The organism is Massilia sp. GER05 (assembly GCF_052056005.1).
Taxonomy (GTDB): domain Bacteria; phylum Pseudomonadota; class Gammaproteobacteria; order Burkholderiales; family Burkholderiaceae_D; genus Telluria; species Telluria orientalis.
The window spans coordinates 2,773,028-2,787,783 of the sequence record NZ_CP178858.1 but is presented as its reverse complement, the minus strand read 5'-3'; the positions used below and the strand labels follow the sequence as shown (position 1 = coordinate 2,787,783).

General features: G+C 63.9%; 15 protein-coding genes. 13 read left to right on the top strand and 2 right to left on the bottom strand.

What is annotated here, in order from left to right:
• Position 1 precedes the first annotated feature (1 nt).
• From ACL58G_RS12455 to ACL58G_RS12440, 4 genes are all read left to right on the top strand, one after another.
• Positions 2 to 265, top strand: a complete 264-nt coding sequence (locus tag ACL58G_RS12455) for a helix-turn-helix domain-containing protein (protein ID WP_413383889.1) — start codon at positions 2 to 4, stop codon at positions 263 to 265.
• Between the two features lie 2 nt (positions 266 to 267).
• Complete coding sequence (locus ACL58G_RS12450) at positions 268 to 600, top strand: HipA N-terminal domain-containing protein (protein WP_440967156.1); 333 nt, start codon at positions 268 to 270, stop codon at positions 598 to 600.
• A 1,065-nt stretch (positions 601 to 1,665) separates the two neighbouring features.
• A complete protein-coding gene (locus ACL58G_RS12445) occupies positions 1,666 to 2,949 on the top strand; it encodes a Glu/Leu/Phe/Val family dehydrogenase (RefSeq protein WP_413383877.1) in 1,284 nt (427 codons plus the stop codon).
• Between the two features lie 257 nt (positions 2,950 to 3,206).
• A complete protein-coding gene (locus ACL58G_RS12440; protein WP_413383875.1) occupies positions 3,207 to 3,419 on the top strand; it encodes a hypothetical protein in 213 nt (70 codons plus the stop codon).
• A 59-nt stretch (positions 3,420 to 3,478) separates the two neighbouring features.
• Here the strand turns inward: ACL58G_RS12440 and ACL58G_RS12435 are convergent, their stop codons facing one another.
• Positions 3,479 to 4,798, bottom strand: a complete 1,320-nt coding sequence (locus ACL58G_RS12435; protein WP_413339286.1) for a homoserine dehydrogenase — start codon at positions 4,796 to 4,798, stop codon at positions 3,479 to 3,481.
• A gap of 29 nt (positions 4,799 to 4,827) precedes the next feature.
• Positions 4,828 to 6,054 carry a pyridoxal phosphate-dependent aminotransferase gene (locus ACL58G_RS12430; protein WP_056136773.1) on the bottom strand — a complete coding sequence of 409 codons (1,227 nt, stop codon included), beginning with the start codon at positions 6,052 to 6,054 and terminating at the stop codon, positions 4,828 to 4,830.
• 215 nt (positions 6,055 to 6,269) lie between these two features.
• On the opposite strand from ACL58G_RS12430, the gene ACL58G_RS12425 reads away from it, so the two are divergent.
• From ACL58G_RS12425 to ACL58G_RS12385, 9 genes are all read left to right on the top strand, one after another.
• Positions 6,270 to 6,659, top strand: coding sequence for an Mth938-like domain-containing protein (locus tag ACL58G_RS12425; RefSeq protein ID WP_413339288.1), 390 nt, complete (start codon positions 6,270 to 6,272; stop codon positions 6,657 to 6,659).
• Positions 6,656 to 8,323: a glycosyltransferase family 39 protein gene (locus ACL58G_RS12420; protein ID WP_440967155.1), complete on the top strand. Its 1,668-nt coding sequence runs from the start codon at positions 6,656 to 6,658 to the stop codon at positions 8,321 to 8,323. Before ACL58G_RS12425 ends, ACL58G_RS12420 begins: the two co-directional genes overlap by 4 nt.
• Positions 8,324 to 8,332: 9 nt before the next feature.
• Entirely contained in the window at positions 8,333 to 8,707 is a 375-nt protein-coding gene (locus tag ACL58G_RS12415) for a 4-amino-4-deoxy-L-arabinose transferase (protein ID WP_413383871.1), read from the top strand.
• A 76-nt stretch (positions 8,708 to 8,783) separates the two neighbouring features.
• Positions 8,784 to 9,923, top strand: a complete 1,140-nt coding sequence (locus ACL58G_RS12410; protein WP_413339293.1) for a DegT/DnrJ/EryC1/StrS family aminotransferase — start codon at positions 8,784 to 8,786, stop codon at positions 9,921 to 9,923.
• A gap of 11 nt (positions 9,924 to 9,934) precedes the next feature.
• Positions 9,935 to 10,918 (top strand): glycosyltransferase, encoded by a 984-nt coding sequence (locus ACL58G_RS12405; RefSeq protein ID WP_413383869.1) that lies wholly within the window; start codon positions 9,935 to 9,937, stop codon positions 10,916 to 10,918.
• A gap of 144 nt (positions 10,919 to 11,062) precedes the next feature.
• Positions 11,063 to 11,980, top strand: coding sequence for a formyltransferase (locus tag ACL58G_RS12400; RefSeq protein ID WP_440967154.1), 918 nt, complete (start codon positions 11,063 to 11,065; stop codon positions 11,978 to 11,980).
• A gap of 22 nt (positions 11,981 to 12,002) precedes the next feature.
• Complete coding sequence (locus ACL58G_RS12395) at positions 12,003 to 13,043, top strand: bifunctional UDP-4-keto-pentose/UDP-xylose synthase (protein ID WP_440967153.1); 1,041 nt, start codon at positions 12,003 to 12,005, stop codon at positions 13,041 to 13,043.
• 15 nt (positions 13,044 to 13,058) lie between these two features.
• Positions 13,059 to 14,000: a polysaccharide deacetylase family protein gene (locus tag ACL58G_RS12390; RefSeq protein WP_440967152.1), complete on the top strand. Its 942-nt coding sequence runs from the start codon at positions 13,059 to 13,061 to the stop codon at positions 13,998 to 14,000.
• A 36-nt stretch (positions 14,001 to 14,036) separates the two neighbouring features.
• The gene (locus ACL58G_RS12385; protein ID WP_413383861.1) at positions 14,037 to 14,534 is read left to right on the top strand and encodes a peroxiredoxin; all 498 of its coding nucleotides are present in this window, start codon (positions 14,037 to 14,039) and stop codon (positions 14,532 to 14,534) included.
• Positions 14,535 to 14,756: the final 222 nt, after the last annotated feature.

The following is a 14,756-nucleotide window of genomic DNA, read 5'->3' as shown; positions in this document are numbered from 1 at the left end:
TATGTCCCTCGCGCCCGACTACCACACGCTCTCTACGGCATCCCACCTCGGCCAGCTCCTCAAGGCCACGCGCAAACGGCATAAAATCACGCAGGCTGAGCTGGCTGGCTATGTCGGGGTCAGCCAGAACCGTATCTCGCACCTCGAGAATCACCCCGAGGAGCTCAGCGTCAAGCAGCTGCTCAGCTGGTGCTCGGCACTAAAGCTGGAGCTCAAACTCGGCGAGAGGGATACGTCGGCGGCCAGCAACTCGGCGGAGTGGTAATCATGGGACGTCGCTCGCACAGCCAAACCCTCAATCTCTGGGCCAACGGAGAATATGTCGGCCGCTGGACGGTCAATGCTGCCGGAAACTCGGAGCTGCAGTACGATGCCGGCTGGTGCGCCTCCCCGCGCGGCCGCCCTGTCTCGCTGTCGCTACCCTTCAACCTGCACAATGAGCCGCTGAAGGGAGCCCGGGTCTCCCACTACTTCGACGGCCTGCTGCCCGACAGCGAATGGCGTGCTGGCTGCGGCGCACGCGCTGGAAGCAATGCCGCCAAGTTAAGAACGCCTGAGGAACCCTGTCCTTATCATCAGAGCGACAAGCGCGTACGCTGAGCCGTTCCAAACGTCTGCAAGCGGGCCAAAAGCGGTCACTGCAACTTTATGTGCTTTATCGAGCTGTCGTACTTTGTACGTAACGAATCTGGATGTTTTTCGAAGAATGACAACGAAGAGTTTTTTTCAGAAGCAATCTATTGGACTCGCTGCGCTCGCCTCAACGCGTGACTGGGCAATTTTCTTAGGCGTTGTGCTCGGCTTTCTAGGTTTAGCAGAAGCCGCCTTGGCATGGTCATACTTGGACAATGACGACCTGCAAATCATATTAATCGGCACATTTTTAGGAATGCTACCTTCGGTCTTGATGTGCTTACCGGTGTACGGGACCGTCGACGAACTGTCACGCGATGCGCTTGAATCTTTCCTGCGGTCGAACAAGTTCGTTCGTTATTCCGAACGAAACGAAACTCTGTTCTGTACCCAAAACACGCCCACATGGATGCGGTGGGACTCAAATCGCGTGACGATCAGGCCCCTATCTAACGGACAGTTAAGTGTAGCAATGCCACTTTACTGTTATCGAATTCTTAAGCAACGGAAATGAGCGGTTCAGCTGTTAACGTCCGAAGTGGGTCGATAACTGACGCATCAGGCCGCTGTCAGGGCACCTGGATAACGGCCGTGTTCGCAAACGAACTGATGGCATAGCCCCGGCACTTCGCTCCGAAGACGTTTAGCCGCTTGCTGAAGCTCATCTTTCCACGCACCGCAGATCGCCGAAGGGTGAGCGACCGCGCATCGACGCTCGTGTACCCCTGATGTGAACGATTCGTGCGATTTCACGACCGCCTCCAGCCATGTCCAGTCTGAGCATCGAGCGTCCAGCCACGCGGTCGCACACGATGAGGAGGCAGTCATGCTCGCAGCCGATACCGATCAGCGCCACTCCGCAGGCGTGATCACGACAATGCCCCCGACCGCGACAACCGCTGTCAGCCCGCACGAATACCGCAAACACAGCCATGCTTTTTGCGCATGACCGCATGCGCAAGCAGCATTGGCCAGGCTCCGGCGGCCCATCCTATGATGCGCTCAGCCTTGAACCACACACGGAGACCTGCCATGAGCCACGACTACATCCCTTCCTACCTTAACCCGAATGACCTCGGCCCGTGGGGCCAGTACCTGCAACAGGTCGACCGCGTCGCCCCGCACCTGGGCAGCCTGTCGCGCTGGATCGAAACGCTGAAGCGTCCGAAGCGCATCCTGACCGTCGACGTCCCGATCGAACGCGACGACGGCACCATTGCGCATTACGAGGGCTACCGCGTCCAGCACAACCTGTCGCGCGGTCCGGGCAAGGGCGGCGTGCGCTTCCACCAGGACGTGACGCTGTCGGAGGTGATGGCGCTGTCGGCCTGGATGTCGGTGAAGAACGCGGCCGTCAACGTGCCGTACGGCGGGGCCAAGGGCGGCGTCCGCGTCGACCCGTCCACCCTGTCGAAGGGCGAGCTGCAGCGCCTCACGCGCCGCTATACGAGCGAAATCAGCATGCTGATCGGCCCGACGAAGGACATTCCCGCGCCGGACGTGAACACCAACGAACAGGTCATGGCCTGGATGATGGATTCGTACGCCATGATCGAAGGGAACCTGTCGACGGGCGTCGTGACGGGCAAGCCGATCTCGCTGGGTGGCTCGCTGGGGCGCCGTGAAGCGACGGGCCGCGGCGTGTTCGTCGTCGGGCAGGAAGCCGCGGCGCGGCGCGGTGTGGCGCTGGCCGGCGCGCGCATCGCCATTCAAGGCTTCGGCAACGTCGGCGGCACCGCCGCCACCATCTTCGCGGATGCCGGCGCGAAGATCGTCGCCGTGCAGGACCACACGGGCACCATCGTGCGCGAAGGCGGCCTCGATGTCGCGCAACTGCACAAGCACGTGGCCGAAGCGGGCGGCGTGAAGGGCTTCCCCGGTGCGGACGCGACGCTGGACCGCGACGCGTTCTGGGACATCGAGTCCGACATCCTGATCCCGGCCGCGCTGGAGCGGCAGATCACGGCGGACGTCGCAACGGGACTCAAGACGAAGATCATCCTGGAAGGCGCGAACGGCCCCACGACGCCGGAAGCCGACGACATCCTCGCCGACAAGGACGTCCTCGTCGTGCCGGACGTGCTGGCCAACGCGGGCGGCGTCACCGTGTCGTACTTCGAATGGGTCCAGGATTTCTCGAGCTTCTTCTGGACGGAGGACGAGATCAATGCCCGCCTCACCCGCATCATGCAGAGCGCGTTCGGCGCCGTGTGGGACGTCGCGCAGGAGAAGAAGGTGAGCCTGCGCACCGCGACGTTCATCGTGGCCTGCACGCGCATCCTGCAGGCGCGCGAAGTGCGCGGCCTGTACCCGTGACACCGTAGGGTGGGCGACCTTCGCCCACGCGTGACACACGCGTCATGCAAACGTCCGCGTGGGCACGGCGTGCCCACCCTACGAATCGCGTGGCGCACCTGCCGGTACGACGCCACGCGACTTCAAAAAATCCATTTTTCACCGCACATTGCGCGCAGATAAGCATGCGTTGCAGCACATTCTCACATCGTTGAGCGAACGCATACATGCATTCGCACACCATTTCTTGTGCGCCGCAGCACAGGTAAGATGTGGAGATGAAAACGACCGGCTTCCCTCCCCCATCTCCCGGCGCGGACGACGCGCTGTTCGACCACATCGAGCGCCGCCTGCTGGCGCTCACCACCGCCCCGCTGCATGCGCCCACACAGGTGGAACGCCGTTGCGTGGACGAATTCGCCGACGGATTCCTCGGCCACATCGGCCTGTCCCCGATCCCGCTCGCGCGGCGCTGGCGCACCGCACCATGAGACGTAAAAAAAGCCGCACACCGTTCGCACGGCGGCGGCTTCGATTCGAGCGGGGACGATCAGCCCAGGCTCTCCAGGCGGATGCGCACCACCTTGCCGACGGTCGTCGCCAGGCTCTCGATCTTGGCGATCGCGGCGTTGACGTATTTTTCGCGGGTCTGGTGGGTGATGATGACGATGTCCGTGCGCGCCTTCTCGCCCGGCTCCTTCTGCAGCACGGCGTCGATGGAGATGCCGGCGTCGGCCAGGATGCGGGTCAGGTCGGCCATCACGCCCAGCTGGTCCTGCACGGTCACGCGCAGGTAATAGCTGGTGCGGATTTCTTCCATCGGCAGGATCGGCACGTCGGCCAGTTCCGTCGGCTGGAACGCCAGGTGCGGCACGCGCGAATACGGGTCGGCGGTCGCCAGGCGGGTCACGTCGATCAGGTCGGCGATGACGGCGGAGGCGGTCGGCTCGGCGCCCGCGCCCTTGCCGTAGTACAGCGTGGCGCCGACGGCGTCGGCCTGCACGAGCACGGCGTTCATCGCGCCTTCGACATTCGCGATCAGGCGCGCGCCCGGCACGAGGGTCGGGTGCACGCGCAGTTCGATGCCTTCCTTGCCGTCGACCGTCGTGCGGCGGGTGATGCCCAGCAGCTTGATGCGGTAGCCCAGCTGTTCGGCGTAGCGCAGGTCCACGGCCTGCAGCTGGCTGATGCCCTCGATGTGGGCGCTGCCGAACTGCACGGGGATGCCGAAGGCGATGGCGGACATGATGGTCAGCTTGTGTGCCGCGTCCACGCCTTCGATGTCGAAGGTCGGATCCGCTTCCGCATAGCCCAGTTCCTGCGCCTGCTTCAGCACGGTGTTGAAGTCCAGGCCCTTGTCGCGCATCTCGGACAGGATGAAGTTCGTCGTGCCGTTGATGATGCCGGCGACGGATTCGATGCGGTTGGCCGACAGGCCTTCGCGCAGCGCCTTGATGATCGGGATGCCGCCGGCGACGGCCGCTTCGAACGCCACCATCACGCCCTTGGCCTGGGCCGCCTCGAAGATCTCGTTGCCGTGCAGTGCCAGCAGCGCCTTGTTGGCGGTGACGACGTGCTTGCCGTTGGCGATCGCCTGCAGCACCAGTTCGCGCGTCAGGTCGTAGCCGCCGATCAGTTCGACGACGATGTCGATATCCGGATTGTTCACGACGGCGTACGGGTCGGCGACGACCTCCACTTCGCTGCCGACGATACGCTTGGCACGTTCGAGGTTACGGACGGCGACCATCGCAACCTCGATGCCGCGGCCGGCGCGGCGGCGGATCTCTTCCTGGTTGCGTTGGAGGACGTGGTAGGTGCCTGCACCGACGGTGCCGAGGCCGAGCAAGCCTGCTTTGATGGGTTTCATATGAATATACTGTCTGCTGTCTGTCGTTCTCAGCGCGCGTGGCGGCGCCGGTAGCCGTCGAGGAAGCGGGCGATACGGCCGCACGCATCCGTCAGGTCGTCGGAATTGGGGAGGAAGACCAGGCGGAAATGGTCCGGCGTCTTCCAGTTGAAGCCAGTGCCTTGCACCAGCAGGACTTTTTCCTCGGACAACAGCTCACAGATAAATTGCTGGTCATCGGCGATCGGGTAGATCTTCGGGTCGAGGCGTGGGAACATGTACAGCGCCGCTTTTGGCTTGACGCAGGTAACGCCCGGAATATCGGTCAGGAGTTGGTGAGCCAGGTCGCGCTGGCGTGCGAGGCGGCCGCCGGGGGCCACGAGGTGCGCAATGCTCTGGTGGCCGCCGAGCGCGGTCTGGATCGCGAACTGGCCCGGCGCGTTCGCGCACAGGCGCATCGACGCCAGCATGTTCAGGCCTTCGATATAGTCTTTCGCATGGCGTTTTTCGCCGGAGAGGACCATCCAGCCGGCACGGTAGCCGCACGAACGGTAGTTCTTCGACAGGCCGTTCAAGGTGACGAACAGGACGTCGTCGGCCAGCGAGGCGAGCGATACGTGCTCCTCGCCGTCGTACAGCGTCTTGTCGTAGATTTCGTCGGCGTAGACGATCAGCTGGTGCTGGCGCGCCAGTTCGACGATTTCCAGCAGCACGTCGCGCGAATACAGCGCGCCGGTCGGGTTGTTCGGGTTGATGACGACGATCGCGCGCGTGTTCGGCGTGATCTTCTTGCGCATGTCGTCGATGTCGGGCAGCCAGCCGGCCTGCTCGTCGCAGACATAGTGCACGGGATTGCCGCCGGCCAGGCTGACGGCCGCCGTCCACAGCGGGTAATCCGGCGCCGGGACGAGGACTTCGTCGCCGCTGTTCAGCAGGCCCTGCATCGCCATCACGATCAGTTCGGAGGCGCCGTTGCCCAGGTAGATGTCGTCGATGCCGACGCCGCGGATATTCTTTTCCTGGGTGTAATGCATGATCGCTTTGCGCGGTGCAAACATGCCCTTCGAATCCGTGTAGCCGGCCGAGTTCTGCATGTTGAGGATCATGTCGCGCACGATCTCGTCCGGCGGATCGAAACCGAACACGGCCAGGTTGCCGATGTTCAGCTTGATGATCTTGTGGCCGTCTTCCTCCATCTGGCGCGCGATCTGCAGCGCCGGGCCACGGATCTCGTAGCAAACGTCGTCGAGCTTGTTGGATTTCAGAATCGGTCGCAAAATATCACCTTGGAAATGTATCTGAACACATCTGCACCTTCTCCGGGGGCTTCGAGAAACCGTAGCGCAGTAGGTTTATCGACGCCCCCGTTGTTGCAATGCGAAAAATTCCATTCTGCCCAATTGGCGGGGATTAAGCAACCGCCCATTGCTGGGACGTACTGGAAACCAGTTACAATACGCGCCCTGTGCCTGTCATTCCCCGGCTTGCCATCATGAAGCTCCATTCCAGCAGCACCGAAAAATACCAGACGGTCACCGGCTACGACCGGGCCGGCGTCGAGATCAACGCCCAGCGCTTCGACTACAGCGTGCTCGTGATGCCCGAGGTGGCACCGCGCGCGTGGCCCGTCACGCGCTTCGAGGACCTGAAAGCCGAGCATTTCGAGGCGATCGCGGCCGACAAGCCGGACGTCGTCATCCTCGGCACCGGCGAGCGCCAGCGCTTCGTGCATCCGCGCCTCGTCACGAGCCTGTCCAGCCAGCGCATCGGCGTCGAAAGCATGGACAGCCACGCCGCCTGCCGCACCTACAACATCCTGATGGGCGAAGGCCGCAAGGTGACGCTGGCGCTGATCATCGAAGGGGACGCGAAGGCCGCATGAACGACCTGCACCGGAATAAAACCCTCACCTGGACCCTGCTGATCGTCTTTGCCGCCGTCCTGCTGTACGCACTGGGCGCGCGCACGCTCGTGCCGCCGGACGAAGGCCGCTACGCCGAGATGGCGCGCGAGATGTTCGCCAGCGGCGACTGGATCACGACGCGCCTGAACGGCATCAAGTATTTCGAAAAGCCGCCGCTGCAGACGTGGATGAACGCCCTGTCGTTCACCCTGTTCGGCCTCGGCGACTGGCAGGCGCGCCTGTGGACGGGCCTGTGCGGCCTGCTGGGCGTCGTCCTGACGGGCGTCGCGGGCACCCGCGTGTTCGGCGCGCGCATCGGCTTCTACGCCGCGCTGGTCCTCGGCTCCTCGTTCTACTGGGTCGCGTGCAGCCAGATCGATTCGCTCGACATGGGCCTGTCCGGCATGATGACGGTGGCCCTGTGCGCCCTCCTCATCGCCCAGCGCGACGATGCTTCCGAGTCCGAGCGCCGCAACTGGATGCTCGTGTGCTGGGCCGGCATGGCGCTGTCCGTGCTGTCCAAGGGCCTGATCGGCCTCGTGCTGCCGGGCGGCGTGCTCGTGTTCTACACGATCTTCTCGCGCGACTGGGCCATCTGGAAGCGCCTGCACATCGTGAAAGGCCTGATCCTGTTCTTCCTGATCGCCACGCCGTGGTTCGTGCTGGTCGGGCTGAAGAATCCGGAGCAGCCGCACTTCTTCTTCGTCCACGAACACTTCGACCGCTTCCTCAAGAAGGAACACCACCGCGAAGCGGCCTGGTACATCTTCTTCGTGCTGCTGGCCGCCGGCAGCGTGCCGTGGGTCGGCGTGCTGGTGCAAAGCCTGATTGGTGCCGCCCGCCGCGACGGCGAGACGACCAAATTCCGTCCACGCCTGATGCTGCTCGTGTGGGTGGCGTTCATCACGCTGTTCTTCACCAAGTCGAATTCCAAGCTGCCCGGCTACATCCTGCCCGTGTTCCCCGCCGTCGCGCTGCTGGTGGCGGTCTACCTGGACGCCGGCACGCGCCGCGGCCGCATGGTCACGGCCGCCCTGACGGCGCTGCTGGGCGTGGGCTTCCTCGTCACCGTCCCGTTCATGCTGAAGTTCGCCAAGCATGCGGGCGAGGACGTGCTGTACGCGGCCTATCAGCCGTGGGTGCTGGCGGCGGGCCTCGTGCTGCTGATCGGCGGCTGCCTCGCCCTGCTGTACGCGCGCCAGATGCTGCGCGACCTGTTCGTCGTCGTGCTGGCCGTCGCCGGTTTCGCCGGCACGCAGCTGCTGCTCGTCGGCTTCGAGCCGATCGGCCAAGTGCGCGCGGGCGTCAACCTGCTGCCCGCGCTGAAGGCCGCCGGCGCCGCGAATCCTGCCGTGAAAGTCTATTCGGTCGGGATCTACGAGCAGTCGCTGACCTTCTATCTCGGCCGTCCCGTGACGCTCGTCGATTACCGCGACGAGTTCGACTTCGGCCTCCAGCAGCAACCGGAACTCGCGATCCCGACGATTCCCGGGTTCGTCGCCCGCTGGCGCACGGATGCGGCCGCCGGCGTGCGCAACGTGGCGATCATCCGTCCGGAGATCGCCGCGGACCTGCAGCGCCAGGGCGTCCCGCTGCGCATCGTGGCGGCGGACGCGCGCCGTACCGTCATCGCGAATTTTTGATACTCCCGAATGAACCTCACCACCTTTGCCTTCATCATCTCCGGCGTGATCCTGAACGCCTGTGCCCAGCTGCTGCTGAAAGCGGGCACGAACGCCATCGGCGGCGCCATCCATCTCACCATGAGCAACTGGTTCGAGACCTTCGTCAAGGTCGTGACCCAGCTGCCGATCCTGGGCGGGCTGGCCTGCTACGCCATCTCGCTGGTCGTGTGGATCATCGGCCTGTCGCGCACGGACGTGACGATCGCGTATCCGATGCTGTCGCTGGGCTATGTCGTGTCCGCGTTCGGCGCCTGGATGTTCCTGGGCGAGGTGGTGTCGCCGCAGCGCCTGGCGGCCATCGGCGTCATCGTCGTCGGCGTCGTGTTGCTGGCAAGAACCTAATTTAGCGTCGGACAGGGCGCTGTTACAATGCCAGCTTTGTCCGCATACATCTTTACAAGAGAATAACGAGCTTTCCATGACTGCCGAGCTGCCTTTCCTGCCCTTTTCCCGGCCCACCATCGACGAAGAGACCATCGCCGCCGTCGGCGAAGTGCTGCGCTCCGGCTGGATCACGACCGGTCCGAAAAACCAGGCATTCGAGGCCCTGCTGTCGGAATACTTCGGCGGCCGTCCGGTCCGCACCTTCAATTCCGGCACCTGCACGATGGAGATCGCGCTGCGCATCGCCGGCATCAAGCCGGGCGATGAAGTGATCACGACGCCGGTCTCGTGGCCGGCCACCGCCAACGTGATCATCGAAGTGGGCGCGACCCCGGTCTTCGCCGACATCGATCCGGTCACGCGCAACATGGACCTGGACAAGCTGGAAGCCGCGATCACCCCGCGTACGAAGGCCATCATCCCCGTGTATCTCTCCGGCCTCCCGCTGGACATGGACCGCCTGTACGCGATCGCGCACAAGCACAACCTGCGCGTCGTCGAGGATGCCGCGCAGGCCATCGGCTCGCTGTGGAACGGCAAGCGCATCGGCTCGTTCGGCGACTTCGCGTCGTTCAGCTTCCAGGCCAACAAGAACATCACGACCGGCGAAGGCGGCTGCCTCGTGCTGAACAACCTCGAGGAAGCGCGCCTGGCCGAGAAGTACCGCCTGCAGGGCGTGACGCGCAGCGGCGTGGACGGCATCGACGTCGACGTCCTGGGCGGCAAGTACAACATGAGCGACATCATGGCCACCATTGGCCTGGGCCAGATGAAGAACCTGGAGACGCTGACGGCGCACCGCGCCGCGCTGGCGCGCCATTACTTCGACTGCTTCGGCCCCGATTTCGAAACGCAGACCGGCGCCCAGCTGCCGATCCAGGCCTTCGGCACGAGCAACTGGCACCTGTTCCAGATCATCCTGCCGGACAACGGCCCCGGCACGCGCGCCGACTTCATGACCCGCATGCAGAAGGAACACAACGTCGGCACCGGCTACCATTACGCGCCGATCCACCTGTTCACGCTGTACCGCGAGCGCGGCTTCAAGGAAGGGATGTTCCCCGTCGCCGAGAAGATCGGCCGCCTGACGGTCACGCTGCCGATGTTCAATGCAATGACCATCGCCGACGTGGAACGCGCCGTGAAGGCCGTCAAAGCGGTGCTCGCAAAATGACGACGGTGGCCATGAAGCCGGAAGTCTCGGTCGTCATTCCGGTCTATAACGAGGAAGCGGGCCTGGCGAATCTGTTCGCGCGCCTGTACCCGGCGATGGATGCGCTGGGTATCGCGTACGAAGTCGTCTTCGTCAACGACGGCAGCCGCGACAACTCGGTGGCGATCCTGGCGGAGCAGTACCGCAAGCGCCCGGACGTCACGCGCGTCGTCCTCTTCAACGGCAATTACGGCCAGCACATGGCGATCCTCGCGGGCTTCGAACAGACGCGCGGCCAGATCGTCATCACGCTCGACGCCGACCTGCAGAATCCGCCGGAAGAAATCCACAAGCTGATCGCCAAGATGCGCGAGGGCTACGACTACGTGGGCTCGATCCGCCGCAAGCGCCAGGATTCGGCATGGCGCACGGTGGCTTCGAAGGCAATGAACCGGGTGCGCGAGCGCATCACGAACATCCACATCACGGACCAGGGCAACATGCTGCGCGCGTACGGCCGCAACGTGATCGACCTCGTCAACCAGTGCGGCGAAGTGAACACCTTCGTGCCGGCGCTCGCGTACAAGTTCGCGCGCAAGCCGACGGAGATCGTCGTCGAGCACGAGGAACGCGCGGCCGGCGAATCGAAATATTCGCTCTACAGCCTCATTCGCCTGAATTTCGACCTGATGACGGGCTTCTCGCTCGTGCCGCTGCAGATGTTCTCGCTGCTGGGCATGACCCTGTCGCTGCTGTCGGCGCTGCTGGTGGTGGTGCTCATCTTCCGCCGCTTCCTGCTGGGCGCCGAGGCGGAAGGCGTGTTCACGCTGTTCGCGATCGCGTTCTTCTTCATGGGCGTGATCCTGTTCGGCATCGGCCTCGTGGGCGAATACGTGGGCCGCATCTACCAGCAGGTGCGCGCACGGCCGCGCTACGTCGTCGCCACGATCCTGGAGGGCGTGCCGCCGGACCTGGCGGAACTCGGCGGGATCGAGAAGCGGCAGGTCGCGCGCTGACGATCTGAAAGCGGCACTAAGATACGTCGTTCCCGCGGAAGCGGGAACCCATACTGAGCGTCAGGAATGGACTCGGCTTGGATCCCCGCTTCCACGGGGATGACGCATCCACCAACACATATCGGCCATCACGGCCCCAAACATATGACCCAACCCCGCAAACGCGCAGTCGTCTTCGCCTACCACAACGTGGGCGTGCGCTGCCTGAAGGTGCTGCTGGCCGGCGGCGTCGACGTCGCCCTGGTCATCACGCACCAGGACAGCGCCACCGAAAACATCTGGTTCGAATCCGTCCTCTCGCTGTGCGAGACCGAAGGCATCCCCTACCTCACGCCCAGTGATGCGAAAGGCGCCGACCTGGTCGCGGCCATCCAGGCAGCCCAGCCGGACCTGATGTTCAGCTTTTACTTCCGCCACATGCTGCCGCAGGCGATCCTCGACATCGCGCCCGCGTACAACATGCACGGCTCGCTGCTGCCGGCGTTCCGCGGCCGCGCGCCCACCAACTGGGCCGTGCTGCACGGCACCACCGAGACGGGCGCCACGCTGCACGAGATGACGGTGAAACCGGACGCCGGCGCCATCGTCGCCCAGCAGGCCGTGCCGATCCTGCCCGACGACACCGCGTTCGAAGTGTTCGGCAAAGTGACGGTCGCCGCGGAGCTGGCGCTGTACCACGTGCTGCCGGACCTGCTGGCCGGCACCGCGCCGCGCACGCCGAACGACCTGACGAAAGGCGGCTACTTCGGCGGCCGCAAGCCGGAAGACGGCCGCATCGACTGGACCAAACCGGCGCAGGAGGTGTACAACCTGCACCGCGCCGTCGCCCCGCCCTACCCCGGCGCCTTCACGGACGTCGGGCCGCGCCGCTACGTCATCGAACGCGCCCGATTACAGAACGGTAATGTTCAGGGCCTCTCGCCGGGCCTTGCGGTCGTCGATAATGCCATCCTCGGCGTCTGCGGCGACGGCCGCGCGCTGGTCATCCACAGCCTGCTGGCCGACGGCCTGCGCATCTCCCCTGCCGAACTGCGGGCACAACTCGCAGAAGGCCAGGCCTGAACAAGCATCCAGGAAAACCCACATGAAAAAAGTCCTCATCCTCGGCGTCAACGGCTTCATCGGCCACCATCTCTCCAAGCGCATCCTGGAGACGACCGATTGGGAAGTGTATGGCATGGACATGAACTCCGAGCGGATCGCGCATCTGCTGGACCATCCGCGCATGCACTTTTTTGAAGGCGACATCACGATCAACACGGAATGGGTCGAGTACCACGTCAAGAAATGCGACGTGATCCTGCCGCTGGTGGCCATCGCGACGCCGTCGACGTATGTGAAGGAGCCGCTGAAAGTCTTCGAACTGGACTTCGAGGCGAACCTGCCGATCGTCCGCTCGGCCGCGAAATATAAAAAGCACCTGATCTTCCCGTCGACGTCGGAAGTCTACGGCATGAGCCGCGACGCCGAATTCGATCCGGAGAACTCCGAACTGGTCTACGGCCCGATCAACAAGCCGCGCTGGATCTACGCCTGCGCGAAGCAGCTGATGGACCGCGTGATCTGGGGCTACGGCATGGAAGGCCTGAACTTCACGCTGTTCCGCCCGTTCAACTGGATCGGCGCCGGCCTCGACTCCATCCACACGCCGAAGGAAGGTTCGTCGCGCGTGCTGACGCAGTTCTTCGGCCACATCGTGCGCGGCGAGACCATCCAGCTCGTCGACGGCGGCCACCAGAAGCGCGCCTTCACGTACATCGACGACGGCATCTCGGCGCTCATGAAGATCATCGAGAACAAGGATGGCCGTGCCACCGGCCAGATCTACAACATCGGCAACCCGGTCAACAATTATTCGATCCGCGAACTGGCCGACATGATGATGAAGCTCGCGGCCGAGTACCCGGAATACGCGGCCGGCGCGCAGAAAGTGCAGATCGTCGAGACCAGCTCGGGCGCCTACTACGGCACCGGCTACCAGGACGTGCAGAACCGCGTGCCGAAGATCGAGAACACGAAGAACGACCTCGGTTGGGCACCGGCCGTGACGATGGCGGACGCACTGCGCCACATCTTCGACGCCTACCGCGGCCAGGTCGCGGCGGCCCAGGCCCTCGTCGACTGAAGCGAAGGACACACCTTGGCACCGCTGCTCGTCCTCAAGATCGACGTCGACACCTACCGCGGCACGCGCGAAGGCGTGCCGAATCTCGTGCGCATGCTGAACAAGCACGGGGCCGGCGCGACGTTCCTGTTTTCGCTGGGCCCGGACCACACGGGATGGGCGATGCGGCGCGCGCTGCGTCCCGGCTTTTTCCAGAAAGTGTCGCGCACGTCCGTGGTTGAACACTACGGCGTCAGGACGCTGATGTACGGCGTGCTGCTGCCCGGCCCGGACATCGGGGCGAAGGCGGCGGCCGAGATGCGCGCCGCGCGCGACGCCGGCTTCGAATGCGGCATCCACACATGGGACCACGTCTGGTGGCAGGACAATGTGCGCGGGCGCGATGCCGCGTGGACGGACCGCATGATGAAGAAGAGCGAGCAGCGCTATACGCAAGTGTTCGGCGAGCCGCCGCACACGCACGGCGCGGCGGGCTGGCAGATGAACCCTCATGCGTTCGCCCGCCACGATGCGGTGGGCTACCGCTACGCGTCGGACGGCCGCGCCCAGTTGCGCGACGACGGCGCGCTGGCCGATCCGAAGTTCGGCCCGTACCGCTACCGCGGGCTGTCGCACATCCAGATGCCGACCACCTTGCCCACGCTGGACGAGCTGCTGGGCCGCGAGATCGACGGCACCGTCATCGACGAGAACAATATTGCCGCCCACTTGCTCAAGCTGACGGCGGATCCGCAACGCGACCACGTGTATACCTTGCACGCGGAGCTTGAAGGACAGAAACTCGCCCCCATATTCGAGCAGCTGTTGTCAGGTTGGAAAGCCCAGGGCTACCGACTTGCCTCGATGGCGGACTATTATGAGAAGATAAAAGACGACCCGCTGCCCGAGCATCCGGTCCAGTGGGGCGAGTTACCGGGACGATCGGGCGAACTGATCATCCTCGACAAGACCATGTAAGCACGCGGTGCCAGGCCCGCGAGACAGGAGATTACCGTGGCCGAAAGCCCAACCGCAGCACCCGCAACCGCAGACGGCGCCGCCGCGCCCCTGGCGAACTTCAACGCGCCGATGACCGGCGCCCAGACCTTCCAGCTGAATGGTCGCCCGGCGCGCTACACGGTGCTGTACTTCTATCCCAAAGACAATACCCCCGGGTGCACGACGGAAGCGATGAACTTCCGCGACCGCTACGACGAATTCAAGGCGCTGAACACCGACGTCTACGGCATCAGCCGCGATTCCCTGCGCTCGCACGAAAATTTCAAGGCCAAGCTGGGCCTGCCCTTCGAACTGATTTCCGATCCGGACGAAGCCGTGTGCACCCAGTTCGACGTCATGAAGATGAAGAATATGTACGGCAAAAAAGTGCGGGGGGTCGAGCGCAGTACGTTTGTCATTGACGCTGACGGCAAGTTGGTGAAAGAATGGCGTGGCGTGAAAGTCAATGATCACGTGGATGAAGTGCTGGAATTCCTGAAAAGCCAGCCTTGAAGAGCGGGCTGGCGATGGTTATCAAAAACCTTTAGCCGAGCGTACGCCTATTTTGAGTCACTGTTTTACCTCACCGCATCATTCCAATCTGGCAGCCGGCCAGGGCCCCCGTCCGGGCTTCGCCGGCGCCTCGCAGCTCCCCCCAGTTGCATCTGTCTGCCCGACGGCGCGCGCGTGCCGTGCGGAGCGTTTTTCCGACTTCTTTTCTGGATTGAGAACCTG

Excerpts from the sequence above, each read along its gene's own strand:
- ACL58G_RS12435 (WP_413339286.1), bottom strand. The coding sequence starts at position 4,798 with ATGAAACCCATCAAAGCAGGCTTGCTCGGCCTCGGCACCGTCGGTGCA.
- ACL58G_RS12405 (WP_413383869.1), top strand. The coding sequence starts at position 9,935 with ATGAAGCCGGAAGTCTCGGTCGTCATTCCGGTCTATAACGAGGAAGCG.
- ACL58G_RS12455 (WP_413383889.1), top strand. The coding sequence starts at position 2 with ATGTCCCTCGCGCCCGACTACCACACGCTCTCTACGGCATCCCACCTC.
- ACL58G_RS12400 (WP_440967154.1), top strand. The coding sequence starts at position 11,063 with ATGACCCAACCCCGCAAACGCGCAGTCGTCTTCGCCTACCACAACGTG.
- ACL58G_RS12410 (WP_413339293.1), top strand. The coding sequence starts at position 8,784 with ATGACTGCCGAGCTGCCTTTCCTGCCCTTTTCCCGGCCCACCATCGAC.
- ACL58G_RS12445 (WP_413383877.1), top strand. The coding sequence starts at position 1,666 with ATGAGCCACGACTACATCCCTTCCTACCTTAACCCGAATGACCTCGGC.
- ACL58G_RS12420 (WP_440967155.1), top strand. The coding sequence starts at position 6,656 with ATGAACGACCTGCACCGGAATAAAACCCTCACCTGGACCCTGCTGATC.
- ACL58G_RS12440 (WP_413383875.1), top strand. The coding sequence starts at position 3,207 with ATGAAAACGACCGGCTTCCCTCCCCCATCTCCCGGCGCGGACGACGCG.
- ACL58G_RS12425 (WP_413339288.1), top strand. The coding sequence starts at position 6,270 with ATGAAGCTCCATTCCAGCAGCACCGAAAAATACCAGACGGTCACCGGC.
- ACL58G_RS12450 (WP_440967156.1), top strand. The coding sequence starts at position 268 with ATGGGACGTCGCTCGCACAGCCAAACCCTCAATCTCTGGGCCAACGGA.
- ACL58G_RS12395 (WP_440967153.1), top strand. The coding sequence starts at position 12,003 with ATGAAAAAAGTCCTCATCCTCGGCGTCAACGGCTTCATCGGCCACCAT.
- ACL58G_RS12415 (WP_413383871.1), top strand. The coding sequence starts at position 8,333 with ATGAACCTCACCACCTTTGCCTTCATCATCTCCGGCGTGATCCTGAAC.